Origin of the sequence: Bartonella queenslandensis AUST/NH15 (assembly GCF_000312585.1) — a bacterium.
Taxonomy (GTDB): Bacteria; Pseudomonadota; Alphaproteobacteria; order Rhizobiales; family Rhizobiaceae; genus Bartonella; species Bartonella queenslandensis_A.
On sequence record NZ_HE998002.1, the window covers coordinates 1 to 18,491 of the forward strand.

An 18,491-nucleotide genomic window follows, 5' to 3' on the forward strand; every position below is an offset into this window, starting at 1 on the left:
ACAACTTATTCAAACAGTTTTTTTTCATGCAACAGAAAAAACAATAGAAAAACCAGTTCAAAATCTGAAGTTACAATCGACAGATTATAAAAACCAACAAGACGCCAACCAACAAAATGTGGTTTTGTATCCAGAACCATTGTCATCACAATTTTATGAAAAAAATGTACCTGTCTATTCAGGCGCTATACAGGTAAGAGAAAGTGTTTACGATTCAGCTACTGGTCAAAATGTTTTAATTCCTATAGGTTCAAGACTTATTGGAACATACGATAGTAGGGTATCTACGAGTCAAAAACGCGTACTTATTGCTTGGTCAAGAGTTATTTATCCCGATGGTTCTTCATTATCTCTTGGAAATATGCCGGGGTCAGATCAATCTGGTTATGCGGGATTTAAGGATAAGGTGAATAATCATTATTTGAAAATTTTTGGGAACGCTTTTCTGCTTTCTATTATTTCAGGGCTTCACAAATGTCTCAAAAAACAGCTAAGATAGGCAATAATGAAGGTAAATTGGCAACAGCAAAAGAAACGTTAGCGGCAGAGCTTGGTAGACAATGGGGTGAAGTTGGTATTGAAATGACTCGTAAAAATTTAGATATTCAGCCAACAATTACCATTCGTCCTGGTTATAATTTCAATATAATGGTGACAAAAGATATAATTTTGCCTGCTTGGCGAGGGCATCCGATGGCTTCTCTTCCTTATTAATTTTAAAAGACGGCTTAGTTTTTTCATAGAATACCGTAGCATAAGGTATTCTATATACATAAATTAAAGTAACAAGGGCATAAGAATGGCAAATACTTTTGAAAATAGTCTAAGTTTTAGATTGACAGTTGTATAAGATAAATGATTATATTGAGTGTGTTAATTATTAAATTTAAAAAGGAGGAGTAGACATGTCTCTTAATAAAGAAGATATTAAATTTGTACCATCAGCAGCCTTAGCTTCTGCACAGCACGTTTTATTTTAAGGCTTTCCAAAGAGATGATGGTATCGGAAGATGCCGTCATCTTTATTCGTTGGGGGGGAGATATGTATGATTGACCAGATTATAGGTCCAGTTGGACGCCAAGCTTTTTTAGATAATTATTTTGAAAAAAAACCATTAATATAAAAATCTGCCAGTAAGTTACATTCTCTGTTCTCGATACGTGATTTTGATCGTTATCTAATCGCGGGAGAGGGCTCACTACGTAATTTTGTGAGAATATCTAAGAATGGTGCTACGATAAATATTCCAACTTATAATGGTCAAGCTATAACACAACGGGAATTTATTCTTGAACAATTCAAGACAGGTGCAACGCTTAAGCTAGAAGAACTTGACGCAAGACATCCAAAAATTTCTATTTTGTGCAAACAATTAGAGCAGATTTTTGGTGGATATGCATTTGCAAAACCATTTTTGACTAGTGCTAATTTCAAAGGATTACCAGTTCACTTCGACACAACGGAAGTTTTTGTTGTGCAACTGGAAGGCAGAAAATCATGGAAAGTTTGGGAAAAACTAGTTGAAAATCCTACTTTGCCTATGCAGCGCTCTCTTGTTGAAGATGAACTATCAGAACCTGAAATTGAAGTTGTTCTTGAAAAAGGAGATATTCTGTATATTCCTGCCGGCACTCCTCATGTTGCCAAGTGCCTAGATGATTATTCTCTGCACATGGCTTTTGGTTTGCAACCGATTAAGATTTTTGAGGTGTTGGAAGGTTTTATTCGCTTAATGTCCGAACATGTTGGTGACTTACGCAAGAATGTTTTTCCATTTAGCGAGCAGACCACATTAGAAAAATTAACGAAGGATCTATTAAAACGAATGGCAGGAGTGCCATTTGAAGAGATATTATCTGATTTTGAAATTGCTTACAACGCCACAAAACATGAAATATCAGACGAACGATTGGCATCTCTGGTCCATGCGCATAACATTAATAGCCAAACACATTTACAGGTGCGTTTAGGAGCGAATTTGCGCATTCGAGAGAATGAGGACGGAGAACACATATCTGTTTATTTTAGCTCAACAATCCATCCAGGTAAACCTCTCGTTTCTACTCCTTCAAGTTTATCATTGCCTGCCTTTTGTCGAGATGAAGTTGAATCGATTTGTGCTAAAAATTATGAAGTGTTTACTCCTGTTTCTTTGGCAGGAAAATTGAACGATGAATCGAAAGTGACGCTTTGTCGTGAATTAGTAAATTTTGGAATTATTTTTTTGGTGTGATTCAATGTGGGAGATTAAAAATGAAATATATCTTAATCTTCTTGAAAAATATTGATTAACGCAATTTATGAGCCAGACATTCTAATTAAAACGGCTAAAGATATTGAAGGGATCTGATTGATTGCGGTGTTTTTAAAGGAAAAACAGCTATTTATATGGCAGGTGTATTACATAATTTATCTTCGTCGCGATGTATATTTGTAGCAGATTTTTTTAATGGCTTACCAGTACCGAGTTTGTAAGATGGCTGTTAATGCCTTTATGGTGCAAGAAAAAATCAACAATCCAATAAGCATTGCTGATGAAAAAGCAGGAGTAGTATTTTGGCGCAAGTAAATGCAACAACCAAAAATCGCTTGTTTATGCTTTTATTGGGTAATGGCTTAGTGTCATTTGGGGGCTGGATTGATTATATCGTGATTTTGACCCTATCTGTGTTTTACTGGAAAGCTGATCAATATGATGTCGCTTTGATTGGAGCGGTAACCTTATTACCGGGAATCGTTCTGTCTAAGCCAATTGGAATGCTGGTCAGTAGCCATTATATGATCCATTGGTTGCGGGCATCACTGCTGTTACGGGCACTGTGTACTGTCGTTTTATTAATGGCTACGAGTCTGCAAGGATTTATTATAGTGGCAGTCATGCGAGCAACATTCAATAGTATTGCTCTTCCAGCAATTTCTGTTCTCAGTGCAAATTCTGTTCCTGAAAAAGAACGGAACCATTATTATTCTGTGCTTAACATGATCAATAGCGCAGCAAAGATGATCGGACCCGCTTTGGGGAGTGCTCTGTCTGTGCTTTTATCAGATACCTATACTTTATTATTTTCGGGATTTTTGACATTCCTAGGCTTTATTGTGTTTTGTTGTATTGGTGCACAACGTGTCTCGTCGCTAGGAATAAAAAAAGCGCATACCACGCAAGCACAGCAGAGGCTTTATGGGACAGCTTGGTATGCCTATGTGGGGGTGATATTCATTTATTTTGCCATGGTCTTTATGGTGAATAATCAGTTGCCCGTTATTCTCAGCACAATGAAAATGAATAAACAGACTCTTGGAATGCTGGTATCTGCTTCAGCGATTGGTAATTTTCTCTATGGGTTTTGGCGTGTGAAAAAATCAAAGCATAACCCCCTTACAGGAAAAATATCGGAGTTGTTAATGTCAGCCATGTCAACAATGGTTTGTTTTGTCATTATCTCAGTGTGCTTTTTTTACTTTGATTTACTTCATATTGAGACTTTGTTGCTTTGTTTTTTCCTTATTGGAATGGTCAGTGCGCGCTTTTTCATATCTTCTAACATTTATCTGGTAACCCATTTCAATGAACAAATTGGCATTGCTTCCGGATGGGTACAGTCTGTACAAAATTTAGCGATGTTGGTGGCGCCGTTTATGGGAGCCTTTGTTTTAAGTCATACTTCTTCGGGTGGTAAGTTATTCCTTCTTTCTGGCGTGGTTGGATTATGCTGTTTATTGGGGATTAGGATGTTGGTAAAAAGTTCTTTGTCAACTGTTTTTTTTAATAATTGAATCATCATTCTAAACAAATATTTTAACTAATTTTTTTAGGCTCAGGCTAGAAAGTACAGCATCTCATTTAACTAGTTATGCAATTAGTCAATCTGATTTTGTTGTTGTGTTAATGAGCAGAAAGTAGAGTCCTATTAATAAAATTTGCTATTTTAAAACTACGCCTTTCTACGGGGCAGTTTGTCTCAAAACTTATAATATTTGATATATTCCAAAACAGCAAAAAATATGTATCATAAATCGTATATTTATATTATGATATAAAAATTGTATCTAAAAAGATTTATGAGACAAAAATGGCACTTTTAGGTTATGCAAGAGTATCAACTAATCAACAAAAATTAGCTCTTCAAATTACTGAACTTCAAAATGCTGGAGTACGCGAAGACCGGATTTTTACTGATATAAGTACAGGTTCTACAGATAAACGTGAAGGGTTGCAACGGTTGCTTTGTCGTGCAGAAAGAGATGATACTATTCTCTGTACAAAAATGGACAGACTTGGACGTAATACTGCTGATATGATCTCTATCGTTGATAATTGTTACAAGAAGGGTGTGTTTATTCGTTTTCTGGAAAATGGACTTAGTACCGAAGGAACGATGGGAAAAATGGTCATTCAAATTTTAGCTGCTGTAGCAGAAGCTGAACGGGCACGTATTTTAGAAAGAACCAATGATGGAAGGACTGCTGCGATGGCGGCAGGTGTAAAATTTGGTCGAAAGTTTCATCCAAAGACAGAGATGGCAATTGCACTGATTAAGCAGAGCCTATCCTCCAAAATTGTTACGGAAAAAACAGGGATTTCTCATGCTACTTATTTTAGGCTTAAAAGACAGCTTGCTTTAAAAAATTAGAGGTACTTTGATTGACCAGATTCAACTATTAGATTAATGTTTTAAGATAGATTACAGAAAGGAATTTCCTATGAAAAAGAAATTACCCAAAAGTTATATGACTGACGCTGAACGTGAGGAGTTACGAGCAGGCGGGTTAGATCAAGACTGTATTTATGTTGCTGAGTCAGAAGCAGCAGATCGTGTTGGTGATGACAAAGCAGCATGGGAATGGTTAGCAATGGCTGATTTACCAGCTCATACACTCTTATTTCTTAGATCTCAAAATGGAGCACAATTTATTCGTGATATGGGATTTTCTACAAAGAATGCGGATGAGGAATATGGTCCAGATTGGTTAGATAAAGGTGTGATGATAGGAGGTCAGTATTTCTAAAGAATTAGAACGGATTTTGTCTCGTGAAGAAATCTATGTGAAAAAAAACAATGATACATTAGCTGCTAAGAATTTATCTGATATACGCAACGATTTGTGTACTCATATTCGTAACGTTGGAAAGAGGGGGGATTTATCATCGCTTCTTGATACAGAGCGTAGCATAATAAAAAGTGACTTGTTTCGGTATTCCAATAGTAAGGCAATGTCTAATAGCCTTAAAACGGCATTGACTGAAATAGATGTTGTTAAAAAGCATGTTGTGCTTGTTGGTGATCCTGTCCAATATAAGGTGATAAATGAGGCTTATAGTTTATCCAAAAATCGGAAAGCTGGTTTGCCTTATGACGAGGCACGACAAGCAATGGCATCTCACTATACGCGTTTGAGAAATCTCGACAAAGCTCGTTTAACATCAGTTGAAAAGTCTATCCTTGATGTGCGGATGAATAATATGAAGGTAATGCGCAAGCTCTATGAAAAAATGCAAGCCAAAGCTCTTGGTATAGATCTTTCGTGTGATAAAGGTCATTCTCTTTAAGAAAACAAGAATAAGATTCTTGTGCATTATATTAATTCAAACGATAGAGTTATGATTTCTCGTGTCAGATCTCATCTTTTGCAGAGTCAAGAACAAAAAATTTCTCAAAATCCTAATACAACTTCATATAGAGAAAGAAAAAATCACGAAATTGAAAATGGCCTTTAACAGTTCATTTGTTGTTCAGATTCAAATTTTAAATTAGTATGTAACATACACAAAGATAAGGAGTTTCCTATGGAAAAGAAATTACCCAAAAGTTATATGACTGATGCTGAACGTGAGAGATTGCGGGCAGGTGGTCTCTCTCAAAATGGACTCTATCTTGCTGAATCAGAGGCAGCAGATCATGTTGGTGATGAGAAAACAGCATGGGAATGGTTGGCAATGGCTGAATATCCAGCTCATGCGCTTTTACATCTTAAACATAAACGTGGTGCGCAATTCATTCGTGATATGGGATTTTCTACAAAAAGTGCTGACGAGGCATATGGTTCAGATTGGTTAGATAAAGGCGTTGTAATAGGAGGTCGTCATTTCTAGAGAAGAAGAGAGTTTACAGAAACTGTTTTTGCGTAGACATGGGTATAAACAAGATCTTGAAAAAACCAGTGTATTCGAGAAATTAAGTGAAGTGCAAAATATACTTTGCAACTCTCTTCGTAATGTTGGTAAAAGTGACGATTTACCGTTGCTTATAGATACGGAGCGTAGCTTTGTGGAAGATGATTTGTTCCGATATAGTAACAGCAAAGCAATGACCAATAGTCTTGAAACAGCATTAAATGAAATTGATGTTATTCAAGATCATGTAATGATTGTTTCTGATCCTAAGCAATATAACATAATTAATAGGGACATAATCTACCAAAGCTTCGTAAAAATGGATTGCCTTATGATGGAGCGCGACGAGCAATGGCATCTCATTATACGCGATTGGGAAACCTAGATAAATCTGGTTTAACAATAGCAGAAAAAACAGTTATTGATGTGCGGATGAATAATATGAAGGTAATGCGCAAGCTCTATGAAAAAATGCAAGTCAAAGCTCTTGGTATAGATCTTTCGTGTGATAAAGGTCATTCTCTTTAATAAAACAAGAATAAGATTCTTGTGCATTCGTTTCTTGTATTGTGTATAGACATATAGCGAATTCTGTAATTATGTAATTAAATGGGGGAAAATTGGAAAATCATTCTACACATATACCCAAAAGAACATCTCGATTAAGATATATCTTTTTTTTTTCGGGATTTATTTTGTTGTTCTCAATCAGTTTTGCACACAGTACTTAGCGCATATTTTGCATTATAGTTCCTCTCTTGGATCTAATTTTAAAGGAATTTATTCATCATTTTCTTGGTTTTCTGGGTTTTTAGATTTTATGATTATGCTCCTAGCCAGTGTAACATAATATTTGTTCTATTTTGTATTGGCATATTAATTGGTTTGATTGGTTTTACTCTTTGGGCGGGTTTTGCCTCAAAGAGTAATAAAAGTACTGATGATCTTCATGGAACAGCGCATTTTGCGACTTTTAATGAAATTCAAGAAATGGGACTTATACCACATAATCAAAAAGGAGAGGGTGTATATTGTGGAGCCTTTTCTGATCCCAAAACGGGAGTGTTGCATTATTTACGCCATGATGGACCAGAACATATAGCGGTTTTAGCACCTACGCGTTCTGGTAAAGGTGTTGGTTTAGTTATTCCTACTCTTTTAAGTTGGCCACATAGTCTTTTTGTTCTTGATATAAAAGGTAAAAATTATGGCATGACTGCGGGATGGCGTAAAAAACATGCCGGAAATAAAATTTTAAGATTTGATCCAGCAGAACCAAAAGTTGGATGTTCATGGAACCCATTAGGGGAAATTCGTTTCAGAACACGTTATCAAGTAGCAGATACACAAAACATAGCCTTAATGGTTATTGATGACGACGGAAAAGGAATTGCAGGCGACCATTTCAGATCCGCTGCTTTTGAACTTTTAAATGGTGTTATTCTTCATGCTCTCTACAAAACAGAGAAAATTGGACGGATACCTTGTTTGCAGGATTGTGCACACATGTTAACAGGAGTGGGAGATTTTGCTGCTGTCGTTAAAGATAATGATGACTTTGATGAAGATAATGATCCCAAAGCAATTTCTGCTTTGTTTTACGAAATGGAAAATCTTGACATAAAAAGTGATAATCCTCTATTTAAAGAGGCAGATAAAGAAGCAAAACTTGTTATTAATGGTGTTGGTCGTCGTATGGCTGGAACACCAGCTCGTGAATTAGGATCTATTATTTCAACAGCAAATAATGCTCTGTCTCTTTATAGAGATCCTATTGTGGGGAAAAACACAAAATATTGTGATTTTTATATCAGTGATTTGATGGATGCTGAAACGCCGGTTTCATTGTATTTTATTACAACACCTCGAAATTTAGATAGAATGAGACCCTTAGCACGGTTATTATTAACGCAGATGGTGCTTTCTCTTTCAGATCGCATGGAATTTGATGATGGGAGATCAAAAACAGAACACAAACACCGTTTACTTTTAATGCTTGATGAATTTCCAACTTTGGGAAAATTGGATATCTTTGAAAAAGCTCTTGCTTATATTGCTGAATATGGTCTTAAAGCTTATATCATTACACAAGATGTGCAGCAGCTCTACAAAGTTTACACGACAAATGAAAGTATTATTTCGAATTGTCATATTCGCATTGCTTATGCGCCTAACAAAGTCGAAACAGCTGAATGGATGAGTAAAATGGCGGGGGAAACAACGGTTGTTCGTGAAAAGATTTCAACTTCTGGAAAACGCTTTGGTATGGCGCTTGAACAAGTTTCAACGTCTTATGAAGAAACACGTCGTCCATTGATGATGACTGATGAAATTATGCGCTTGCCTGGAGCAAAAAAAGATAATTCAGGAAATATTATTGAAGCTGGGGAAATGCTTATTTTTGTAGCCGGAAATAGTGTAATTCGGGGAACTCAAATTCTTTATTTTTTAGATCCAAATTTTTCAGCAAGATCAAAAATTTCTCCTCCTATGACTGATCGCTTGCATCAGAGAAATGAAATTAAACAAGACAAAGAAGGTTTTATTGTCTCATGAAGCGAGTTATGGTGATAATATCTTTATGTTCTCTTATTTTTAGCTGTTTTGTTTGCTTTCTCTCAAGGATTTAGAATTAATTATTCGCACTCTGCTCCTATAGGGATTTGGAAAGTGAATTACTTTCAGAAAGAAATGCGAAAGGGACAATTTATGGAAGTTTGTCCTCCCGAGGTACCTATCATTAAAATGTTTATTGAAAAAGGATATCTTCAATCAGGAGCTTGTTCTAGTGGAGCTATACCTTTTTTGAAACCGTTGGTAGCGGTTTCTGGTGATTGTTGTTCACATAACGGAAAAAGGTATCAGTGTTAATGGTTATTTATTGAAAAACAGCAAAAAATGGGGGGTATTAGGTATACCGAATAGAGAATATCGCGTTTTAGAAGGATATGCTTGGTTTATCTCAAGTTTTGATCCTGTAAGTTTTGATAGCCGCTATTTTGGAGCTGTTCCTGTTATGAATATAGAAAATTAGCTGAAAATGCTGAAATTGGTTCCGTAAGTTGGGGGCAATTGATTGGATTGGTTTATGAACGAGACGCGCTGGTTTCATAGAGTGAAGCAAAACTTCTTTTGATTTTGTTAAGGACCGCCGATTCATTTGAAAAAGGCGGAATTTCTATCGTTTTTAAAAGTAATAAATGATTGGGGTGTGAAATTGAACGGAGTAAAGGGCGTGTTTTCAAATCTTTATGGGGATGGCTTTATTGTTATGAGGCATTCTGGCAACTTTAAACACTCCCCTGTCCGTAATCATCATGATGATGGCGATATCGTAACAGCTTGTGGGATTGATTTTATGTATTTGGGTTGTTCAATACTGTGAATTTAAGCAAAAAACAGATTAGATATTAGAAGTGTATAAAAGGCAAGAAGAAACTTTGAAATGCTTTAAAGGTTTGGTGAGGCAAATTAAATCTTCTTATGCACGTATTGAAGTGACACTGGTTGTGTCGATATTGTTGGATGCATGGTTAAAGCTTCAGTGGAAAAATTGGCAAAAGCTATCCATCTTTTTGAATGGATTTTGCGTCGATTTTTTAAGAAAAAAACACCAAAAACAAAATACAGGCATTTTGCTGACGAAATACACATAGAACATACAACCCATAACTTAAACTGTAATTGTAATAAAAATGAGTGTTCAGAGCACTCTAAACACAGTCAAATGACTCATGTGATCTTTGGTTGCGGTCAAAGGAGTGGTGAAAGTGTAGAGAAAGGCAAAAACGCGATCTTTTTCATTTCAAAAAATAACAAATTGCAAATGAAACCAGATCTTTTCATGCAAACATTGCCTCATGGTGCTATGTTCGTGAAAAATGAGGAGCTATGTGCAAGGAATTTAAAGTCGTCCTATATAGAACTTTGAGCTAAATGAAGGATTTCTTCTCAAAAGCTTGAAGAAATTAAAAAGATGATAAAAAAGTGCTTTCTTTTATTGTAAAAGAAAGCACTTGGGGGGATTAAAATAACAGTCTTACATATTTTGGGGGATTAAAATAACAGTCTTACATATTTTTATCTGAAAAGCGGTCTTTTTTATCCTTTTTCCACAGAAAATATGTTGCAAGTCCGAGAATGGGGACACTCAATTTGGCAAAAGGAAGATGTTGACTGAGAACGGTAAGGCTGGAAACGGTTGCATCTGTCATCAGTTTATGGCGTTGTTCTTCGGTCTTTTTTTGTTGGTCATAGCGTTGATAAGCCTTAAGAACCCGACTGATAATAAGACTTAACCCTCCAAGAAAAAACCAAAGTAAAAACATAATACTGGCGGCGGTAAGAGGCTTTACAACAGTACATAACGCAAGAAAACCAGTGATACATAAAAAAAGCAAAGCCATAAAAAATGAAATGCTAATAAACCCACAGCAAATGGCTTGCAGGCGCACTTGCTTGACTGTGCTTTTAAGCCCTCCACCGACAAGATGGTTTAAAAGAGGTGCGATAAACTTATGCATTGTTTAACGACGCAATAATTGAGAAAGAATAAAACCAACACCTGCCGCAAACAAAACGCTTTTGCCAGGATTTTTGCGAACGCATTGATTCATGGTTTGTTCAAGATCACTGATTTTGTCTTTTGCTTGAGATATGATGTCTTCACTGCTTTCTTTCGCTGAGTGATACAACTTTTCCGCTTTATCTTTGGCGGCATTGAATTTTTTTGCACCAAGATCTGTCAGTGTTGAGGTCATCCCTGAAATTTCATGACGTAACGTTTCTAACTGTCCTTGAAGCTCGTTTTGTAGCTCCTTTTCTACGGCTGTTTTATCTTTTTGTGTTGTTTTATTATTGGCCATGATGTTTTTTCCCTCTCTTGTCTATTTGTGTTGATATTTTGTTGGTGTGTTCATCGTAATCATTTGCATCGGAGTGAAAATTTTTACTGCTTGGGTAACGCAAAAAGCTTTTTTGGGTTCCCTTTATTTTGTCGAATTTAAAATTGTTTTTGATAAAATAAATTTTACCTATCATTTCGTCTATAAGATGTAATTTGGCTTATAAGATTGGTCTCTTCGGTAAAGGACCTGATCTGTTGAAATTGACTTAATTCTTCGGTTTCTCGTGGGGCGGTTTTTTTTTAAAGGTGGAGCAGTTTTTTAAAAGTATGTTGAAACTTATTTTTTTAAGACGTGTGACAGGGAAAAAATATGGTGGTGGCGATTTTGCAGGAAAAATTTTGCAGGAGGAGGCATGCCATTTTTATACTTTTGAAGCAGAGAAGAAAAATAATAGAGCTTGTTCTTTTCTCTTATGCATTGGAGGGGTTAAATAAACACGCCTCATTGTATTCTTTGTCTGTTTAAAAGAGTGTGATCGTCCTTTTTTTAAGACTTATGGCATATTTTTAATTGTGAGAAGGGGATTTTAGAGAATTGATTTTTTTAAAGGTAAAAATCCTTTTATCTTTGCTGCTTATTTCATACAAATTATCCCCTGTAAGGAAATGTTTTTATTCGGTTTATTCAAGAGCCGTTGAAATGAGAAAAGCGTGCGATATGAGGGGATTATTCAAGAGGTGTTATGATCAATTGTTCTTATAAATCAATATGTTATTTTTAAAAATTAAAATATTATATGGGATATTTCTTATAAGTCTATCATTTTGCCAAATTTACGCTGTAAATCGGTTAGGGTAGATAAATTTTTCGAAGGATTATAAAAATTTTTTTTGAATGAATTTCCTAGAATAAGTAGAGAATTGAGTGAAGAAAACTATACTTGATTTATCAAGTTTTCTTTCTTAAGAGAAATGTGAAAGTGACGTTGAAGGGAAGGTGCATTGCGGAACAGTGATGTTGTGAGGGGTGATGGTTTGATGCGTCAAAAAGAGAAGACCACAAGAGTGAGAGAGAGAAATGGAATCTGAAACAGTCCCTTTAGAGAGTCATTCTGCTGTATTGACAGCGCATGATTTTTCTCCTTTTTCTATGTTTATGGCTGCTGATTGGGTGGTGAAAGCTGTTATCATTCTTTTATTGCTTGCTTCTTTGATGTCTTGGACAATTGCTTTTGTAAAAATTATTGAGATTACTTTGGCAAAACGACGCGTGCGTCATGAACTCCAATTGGTTCTTAATGCTCAGACTCTTACGCGTTTGGCGGCAAGCTTGAAAGAAAGCAAAGGGGCTGGGGTGTTTTTTCTCAAAGAGGTCCTTAAGGAAGTCTATCTTTCTACACAACAGGTTCATTTTATTGCTCCTGAAGGGACAAGTGAAAGCTTTGGTGAGAGAGCTCCTACAAGAAAAAGTGCACAAACACTTGAAGATATTCTCTTTTATGAAAAAAACGATCAATATGAAGGTACTTCTCGCGATGGTTATATCCGCGATGTTCATGAAGGTTTAAAAGAAAGAGTTCATTCACTTTTGTCGCGTTGCTTGCTGGCTGCGACACGTCGTGTTGCCTATGGCAACGCTGTTCTTGCAACTATTGGTGCCATTGCACCCTTTGTGGGTCTTTTTGCAACGGTTTGGGGAATTATGAATTCTTTTATTGGGATTGCTCAATCTCAAACAACGCGGCTTGATGTGGTTGCTCCTGGAATTGCTGAGGCCTTATTCGCAACGGCTATGGGGCTTTTTGTAGCTATTCCCGCCGTTGTTATGTATAATAGTCTTATGCGTGCTTTGAATGGCTATCGCAGTGATTTAGGGGATATCGCTGCTGCTCTTGAAAGGCTCTTGAGCCGTGAACTTGATCGACAAAAACAACAGAAAAGTCATACAAAATGAAAGCAAGCTTTAATGATGATTGGGATACTGATGAAGGCGGGTTGCACAGCGAAATCAATGTAACGCCTTTTATTGATGTTGTGTTGGTGTTGCTGATTGTTTTTATGGTTGCTGCACCACTGGCAACATCTGTTATTCCTGTTCAGCTTCCTTCTATAACGCAAGAACCTTCTGCGGTTCAACCTGATGAGCCTTTGTATGTCACTTTGCAAAAAGATCATTCTCTTTACATTGCGGATCATCTCATAAAACAAGCAGCCTTGAGGGAAACTTTGTTAAGGGAAACCAAGCAAAATTTAGAGACAAAAATTTTAATCAAAGCAGATAGTGAAATTGATTATGGCATTGTCATCGATTTATTAAACCAGATACGAATGACTGGATATCGTAAAATTGGTCTTGTCGGATTGCAAAGTTCTTCCAATCTTGCTGCAAGAGGTGTGGTCAATCATAAAACAGCTGATGGGGCAGAGGGACCTGTTGTGGCAGACGGTGCTATCGAGCGAGCGAGCGCTAACGCAGTGGAGCAGGAGGCGGCAACAATGAGCGATACCTTAAACCCTCATATTTCTGGAACGTCTGGAACGACTTTGGATCCTTGATAAAAAAAGCATTTTTTGAAGAAAATAAAGCAATTTTATCACAGTCGTAGACTGAAATTAATAATGGCATTGTTATTGATTGATTAAACCACGTAGGCGCTGGATAGCGTAAAATCGATCTTGTCGGATTGCAAAACGCTCGCAATCTTGATGCAAAAATACGGTATAAAACAACAGCTGTTATTATCTTGTATCTCTTAGGGCATCTAAATTTTGCAACGCTATCCATGAAGGATGCTCTCATAAAATAATCATTAAAAAATTGATTGGGTACCAACATCTTTATGCTGCATAAAAGAACACGCCGTTAGCATTATACTCCTTTCATCTTCTCTCAAAAGCATCCACGGCAATATCTTTTAAGTAATGAAGATTACGCATTGCTTCATGCTTTTGTTTGTCGCGTTTTTTAATAGGAGCACGACCTTCATTTACAACAGAGCGCCACCCGTTGCACATTTACGGGCTTGTTTTAAGAAACATCTCTCAAAGAGCACCTAAGCCCATTTTACCACGGCGTCCGTGAAGGGTATAATGGTAAATCCATTGTGCCCCACCATTTTGACTTTTGTGAAGAAGTAAGCCGGCACTATCACACACTTTGCCAGCTCGTGGGTGTTGTGACAGTCTTTGGCACTTGAGAGCGTTCATAAGAGTCATTTTTAGTCCTTTTTTGTACAGTTTTTACCCACACGCTTATCCTGCTTATGACGTGCAAGCGAATGGTTTTGCTTGATTCAACATGGAACAGATTTGGAATGAGAGAATCTCACAGTATTCTGGATTTTTCTTCAACATAAAAAAACAGTGAATTGTCATTATAAATCAATGGATTGTGCAATGTTGTGACAGTCTTTGGATCATGGGGCATAAGAAGCATTTTTTCAGTTTTTATCTACATGGTCAGCAGCGCTTGTAATGGACTTGTAACGGATAAGAGATTTGGCTTTGATGGGGGTGCAAACAGATTTGAAATGAGAGAATCTCATGGCATTTGGCTTTCTTATTTCACAAGGCAATACATTATTCTTATCAATCATCAATCAAGCGGATGCGTCATGCATCTTCCGGATCATCATCGTCAATCGTTTCAGGGGTGTTGAGGCCTATGAAGGGGGAGGCTGAATGAGAAGCCTAGAAGGATGTGTCCTGTAAAAGTTTAAAAGCCCAAGTGATCAATGAAAGATGTGTTGGAATAAGGGTGTTGTTTTAAGTGCTAAGGTTTTTTCTTCGGGTTTTTTCTTCTCCAAGATTTGTATGTCAATAAAGATGAGCAGAACCAGCTATATAAGGACGTTTCATTGTTTCAAACGTAAGATGGCTGAGTTGATAGACACTGAATTGATAAAGTAACGGGATTGTGAAGTAAGCCGGCACTATCACACACTTTGCCAGCTCGTGGGTGTTGTGACAGATCTTGGCACTTAAGACGGTTTATCAAGGACCATTTTTACTCCTTTCTTATATAAAATTTTATCCACACACGCATCCCGCTTGTTATGTGCAAATGAGTGGTTTGGATTGATTCAAGATAAACAGCTTTAAAAATAAACAGCTTTAAAATGAAAGAATCCTACGATATTCAAGACTCTTATTCAACATACTAAACAGTGATTCAACATACAAAACAGTGAATTATTATTATAAATCAATGCTTTGTAAGTTTTTAGAAGAGATAGGAAAAAAAAGATGCCCTGCTCAAGCTTTTTTAGGGGTATGTCTAGCGAAGGAGTCTTGGGAATAAACGCGTGTTATTCCTGCCCCTACGCTCTAAAGCCCGAAGGACCCTAAAAAATCAAGGGACTCAGAAGTGTCAGAAGTGAAAGAGTCGTTGGAATGAGTCCGTGTTTCTTTACAAGCAGATTTTTTAGAGCCGCTTTAAGTATGCCCAGTTGAACCAAAACCGCCTGTTCCACGACTTTCGTTATGGCTTTGGCTGGCTTTTTGCTCTGGTTCAATGGCGCAAACATTGACTTGGGATACGGGGGCGATAACTGTTTGGGCAATCCGCATTCCACGTTTTATAGAGAAGTCTTCTTGGCCCAAATTGATGAGAAGGACTTTGACTTCACCACGGTAATCACTATCAATCGTTCCTGGGGTGTTGAGGCATGTGATACCGTGTTTTAAAGCTAAGCCAGAGCGTGGACGTATTTGCGCTTCAAACCCTGGTGATAAATGAAAAATGAGACCCGTTGGAATAAGGGCACGCTGCCCTGGCGCAAGAACGAGTGTTTCTTCTTCTCCAAGGGCTGCACGAAGATCAAGACCGGCAGAACCCGCTGTCGCGTAGTGAGGAAGTTCTAAACCTTGTCCGTGTGCAAGACGTTGAACAAATAAAGTCACAGAGTGAGAAGAAACACCATTTTCTTGGTTGTTTAGAGGGGCGTTGGTTTCAGTATGCGTCATGATCAAGGTATTTCCAAAATATGTGTCCTAGGAAAAAGAGCACTTTAACAAAAGATATCCATAAAACAAGTCGATAAAGGTTTTTCATACAGGTTGTCCCCAGAGCTTGCTTATCATCTCTTGTTGATTCATAAGACTTCAAAGCACTTCCAATGCAATTTTCAGGAATGGCATTATCAATGATGGCTTATGCCTGATGAAGGAGCACGTGTATTTGAGATCTCAATGATTTGTTATAGGTAAGATTTCTCTACAGGTAAAAATATTAAAGCACCCTAAGAGACCTCTTAATAAGGACATTGCCCATGATGATTTGATGTTTTGCTAAAAGGGACTCTCTCATGGGAGATTGAAATTATGGGGTATGCGTTTTTTTTTAAATACTCCCGATAAGAATCCCAGTGGCAAAAACCAGAGCTCCTCCAATGATGACCTGTAAAGAGGCACGCCAAAAAGGGGTCGACATGTATTTGTTCTGAATCCAAACAATGGCGCCTAGTTCGAAAAAAACAATAATACAGGCAATGACTGTTGCGAGGTAAAAAGAGTGGATCAAATAGGGAAGCGTATGACCTAATCCCCCTAATGTTGTCATAATGCCGCTAGCAAGACCTCTTTTCAATGGTGAACCACGCCCTGATAATTTTCCATCATCATGGGCTGCTTCTGTGAAACCCATTGAAAGTCCCGCACCAATGGAAGCTGAGAGCCCTATCAAAAAGGTTTGATGCGTTTCTCCTGTGGCAAAAGCTGCGGCAAAAATGGGGGCTAGGGTGGAGACAGAGCCGTCCATTAACCCTGCAAGACCTGGTTGAATCCATGTCAAAAGTGTTTGTTTTTGTGCTTTTGAGGGCTTTTTTAGAGTCTGATTTGCCATTATTTTTTTCTGCGAAGCTTGGCTCCCCTTGCTTTGTACAAAAGAAGTGCGGCGGCACAATTCATCAGCAGTGTGTGCACGATTATGGCAAGAAAGACACAAAAGTTGCTTATAATTTTCAAGCTCTTGAAGCCCCATAGCGGTAAAAACTGCGGCTTCCCTAGAGGAATAAGACTCTAGAGCTTTTGCATATTTTAAATAAAGCGCGGCATGTTGTTTTTTTGCTTTGAGCGCTTGAAGCAGCATTTTTTGTGTTGAACGAAAGAACAGAGCTTTACGCTGTACAAATGAAAAAAACGATTTCAACATTCTCTGTTCCTTTATACTTTAGAATAATTCTAAATAATAAGAAAAATAAACGGAAAGTCAACCTAAAAGTTAAAAACTGAAAAATTGCAAAAAGGTTGCGCTGGAAAAAAAGAGTATTGGGATGCCATGAAAGTAAAGCTGGCAAATAAAGGAAGTACAAGAAGATTTATCAAGCGGGGAGATTTATCAAGTGGAGTCGGGAGGGCGCGTGAGGGAATTGAGAGAAAATATGCTTTATTTTTCTAAAGGGGCGTTTTCAATGGAGTCTTCTCAATGTATTGATGCGCGAGAATATATGAAACGAAGACTGCGGTATCATTTATTTGACGCGTTTAAAAGACGATAATAAGCTTTGGAATTTGAGGTCATTCTTTAAAAGAGACTTTTTTCAAGAGATAAAAGCCTATTTTGCGAGGGTTCTCGTGAAAAGTATGTGAAGAATATAGAAGAGTAGAACGGTAAAGCTTTCATACAATAATATAAACTCCATTGAGTAATATAAAGTCCATTGAGTTTTCTCACTTTCAAGCTGCATAAAAGAGCGCATGCTTTTGTTGTTGCTTGTAAATCAACATCCAAACCCAAAGCAGCCGCATGTTTGAGACAAAGATTAAGACGAAAGAGTGCTTTCTCTGCTGTTCTTGCTTTTGTATGCCAAATAGGAGCAAGTGTATTGCGTATCTCTGTTTGGGTAATCTCTGAAACGGGCAGACAGCCTAATTTGGGGAGAATATAAAGTTGTAAAGGTGAAAACCAGTCCCCATTTTTCCCATCTCCTTTTAATTCAGTTTTACGACTTTCAAAAGCATCTAAAGCGATATCTTTTAAGTAATGAAGATTGCTTATTGCCTCACGTTTTTGTTTCTCACGTTCTTAATAGATTCATGAAAAGGCATGCTTTTCTTATACAATTTTATGCTACGTAATTTATGCTACGTAAGCGCATCCTACTTGTCATAAGCAAGAAAACATGGTTTTGATTGATTCAACCGATACAGATTGGCAATGAGAAAATCCCACGGTATTCGAGGTCATTCATTCAACAGGCAACAAAGAATATTCTTTATAAATCAAATCCTTATATCAACAAGATCACGGCAGGCTGTAATTTTAAGCCTTGCTTCTTTCAAAGATGCAACGCGACAAAAACCTCATCCCATTTCACGACGTTTTTTCTTGCAATCGAATCGAAAAAAACAAAGTCCTTGATTCTGTGCTGGTTTTTGATAAGCCATCATCCAATTCCCTCTGCATATTGAGCTCTAAGCAAATTTTTTACAGATAAGGTGGATAATCTCTCACGTGTTCTTGTTTTCCTCATCACTTTTCAAACCACCTTTTGAATTGTGCTTTTGACAGATTCATTATATTTGCCAGCCCC

The 18,491-nt window shown here is 37.2% G+C and carries 19 protein-coding genes and 3 pseudogenes; 16 read left to right on the forward strand and 6 right to left on the reverse strand.

Annotated elements, in window-relative coordinates; all coding sequences use genetic code 11:
• Window positions 1-118 precede the first annotated feature (118 nt).
• The 13 genes and pseudogenes from BN338_RS11100 (at window position 119) to BN338_RS10815 (ending at window position 9,498) form a co-directional block, all read left to right on the forward strand.
• Window positions 119-714 (forward strand): annotated as a pseudogene (locus BN338_RS11100) (TrbI/VirB10 family protein).
• Window positions 715-1,211: 497 nt separating this feature from the next.
• Entirely contained in the window at window positions 1,212-2,234 is a 1,023-nt protein-coding gene (locus BN338_RS05050) for a JmjC domain-containing protein (RefSeq protein ID WP_039759684.1), read from the forward strand.
• A 116-nt stretch (window positions 2,235-2,350) separates the two neighbouring features.
• Window positions 2,351-2,476, forward strand: a complete 126-nt coding sequence (locus BN338_RS13775; RefSeq protein WP_425277462.1) for a TylF/MycF/NovP-related O-methyltransferase — start codon at window positions 2,351-2,353, stop codon at window positions 2,474-2,476.
• Window positions 2,477-2,557: 81 nt separating this feature from the next.
• Entirely contained in the window at window positions 2,558-3,775 is a 1,218-nt protein-coding gene (locus tag BN338_RS05055) for an MFS transporter (RefSeq protein WP_039759687.1), read from the forward strand.
• Window positions 3,776-4,071: 296 nt separating this feature from the next.
• Complete coding sequence (locus BN338_RS05060) at window positions 4,072-4,632, forward strand: recombinase family protein (RefSeq protein ID WP_039759691.1); 561 nt, start codon at window positions 4,072-4,074, stop codon at window positions 4,630-4,632.
• A 70-nt stretch (window positions 4,633-4,702) separates the two neighbouring features.
• On the forward strand, window positions 4,703-5,008 hold the full coding sequence (locus tag BN338_RS05065; protein WP_039759694.1) for a hypothetical protein: 306 nt from the start codon (window positions 4,703-4,705) through the stop codon (window positions 5,006-5,008).
• A gap of 37 nt (window positions 5,009-5,045) precedes the next feature.
• A complete protein-coding gene (locus BN338_RS10810) occupies window positions 5,046-5,549 on the forward strand; it encodes a hypothetical protein (RefSeq protein WP_198003682.1) in 504 nt (167 codons plus the stop codon).
• Between the two features lie 237 nt (window positions 5,550-5,786).
• Window positions 5,787-6,092 (forward strand): hypothetical protein, encoded by a 306-nt coding sequence (locus BN338_RS05075; RefSeq protein WP_039759696.1) that lies wholly within the window; start codon window positions 5,787-5,789, stop codon window positions 6,090-6,092.
• 28 nt (window positions 6,093-6,120) lie between these two features.
• A complete protein-coding gene (locus BN338_RS13075) occupies window positions 6,121-6,498 on the forward strand; it encodes a hypothetical protein (RefSeq protein ID WP_244427612.1) in 378 nt (125 codons plus the stop codon).
• Window positions 6,465-6,641 carry a hypothetical protein gene (locus BN338_RS13080; RefSeq protein WP_244427613.1) on the forward strand — a complete coding sequence of 59 codons (177 nt, stop codon included), beginning with the start codon at window positions 6,465-6,467 and terminating at the stop codon, window positions 6,639-6,641. The genes BN338_RS13075 and BN338_RS13080 overlap by 34 nt, the downstream gene beginning before the upstream one ends.
• Window positions 6,642-6,908: 267 nt before the next feature.
• Window positions 6,909-8,669, forward strand: coding sequence for a type IV secretory system conjugative DNA transfer family protein (locus tag BN338_RS05090; protein ID WP_244427614.1), 1,761 nt, complete (start codon window positions 6,909-6,911; stop codon window positions 8,667-8,669).
• 274 nt (window positions 8,670-8,943) lie between these two features.
• The gene (locus BN338_RS13085) at window positions 8,944-9,147 is read left to right on the forward strand and encodes a hypothetical protein (RefSeq protein WP_244427615.1); all 204 of its coding nucleotides are present in this window, start codon (window positions 8,944-8,946) and stop codon (window positions 9,145-9,147) included.
• A 201-nt stretch (window positions 9,148-9,348) separates the two neighbouring features.
• Window positions 9,349-9,498, forward strand: a complete 150-nt coding sequence (locus BN338_RS10815; RefSeq protein ID WP_156809253.1) for a hypothetical protein — start codon at window positions 9,349-9,351, stop codon at window positions 9,496-9,498.
• A 685-nt stretch (window positions 9,499-10,183) separates the two neighbouring features.
• Here BN338_RS10815 and BN338_RS05105 read toward each other — a convergent pair.
• Window positions 10,184-10,636 carry a hypothetical protein gene (locus tag BN338_RS05105; RefSeq protein ID WP_039759697.1) on the reverse strand — a complete coding sequence of 151 codons (453 nt, stop codon included), beginning with the start codon at window positions 10,634-10,636 and terminating at the stop codon, window positions 10,184-10,186.
• Between the two features lie 3 nt (window positions 10,637-10,639).
• Window positions 10,640-10,978: an ElaB/YgaM/YqjD family protein gene (locus tag BN338_RS05110; RefSeq protein WP_039759700.1), complete on the reverse strand. Its 339-nt coding sequence runs from the start codon at window positions 10,976-10,978 to the stop codon at window positions 10,640-10,642.
• A gap of 308 nt (window positions 10,979-11,286) precedes the next feature.
• Here BN338_RS05110 and BN338_RS11640 point away from each other — a divergent pair, with 308 nt between their 5' ends.
• From BN338_RS11640 to BN338_RS05120, 3 genes are all read left to right on the forward strand, one after another.
• On the forward strand, window positions 11,287-11,454 hold the full coding sequence (locus BN338_RS11640; protein WP_156809254.1) for a hypothetical protein: 168 nt from the start codon (window positions 11,287-11,289) through the stop codon (window positions 11,452-11,454).
• A gap of 583 nt (window positions 11,455-12,037) precedes the next feature.
• Window positions 12,038-12,913, forward strand: coding sequence for a MotA/TolQ/ExbB proton channel family protein (locus BN338_RS05115; protein ID WP_039759703.1), 876 nt, complete (start codon window positions 12,038-12,040; stop codon window positions 12,911-12,913).
• Window positions 12,910-13,515: a biopolymer transporter ExbD gene (locus BN338_RS05120; RefSeq protein WP_039759707.1), complete on the forward strand. Its 606-nt coding sequence runs from the start codon at window positions 12,910-12,912 to the stop codon at window positions 13,513-13,515. The genes BN338_RS05115 and BN338_RS05120 overlap by 4 nt, the downstream gene beginning before the upstream one ends.
• Window positions 13,516-13,842: 327 nt before the next feature.
• Here the strand turns inward: BN338_RS05120 and BN338_RS13780 are convergent.
• The 4 genes and pseudogenes from BN338_RS13780 to BN338_RS12110 all read right to left on the reverse strand — a co-directional run.
• Window positions 13,843-14,175: pseudogene (locus BN338_RS13780) on the reverse strand (Arm DNA-binding domain-containing protein); the annotation flags it as partial.
• 1,218 nt (window positions 14,176-15,393) lie between these two features.
• Window positions 15,394-15,924: a dUTP diphosphatase gene (gene dut / locus BN338_RS05135; protein ID WP_039759711.1), complete on the reverse strand. Its 531-nt coding sequence runs from the start codon at window positions 15,922-15,924 to the stop codon at window positions 15,394-15,396.
• Window positions 15,925-16,300: 376 nt separating this feature from the next.
• On the reverse strand, window positions 16,301-17,110 hold the full coding sequence (locus BN338_RS05140; RefSeq protein ID WP_039759713.1) for a VIT1/CCC1 transporter family protein: 810 nt from the start codon (window positions 17,108-17,110) through the stop codon (window positions 16,301-16,303).
• A gap of 534 nt (window positions 17,111-17,644) precedes the next feature.
• Window positions 17,645-17,983, reverse strand: a pseudogene (locus BN338_RS12110) (phage integrase central domain-containing protein); the annotation flags it as partial.
• Window positions 17,984-18,491: the final 508 nt, after the last annotated feature.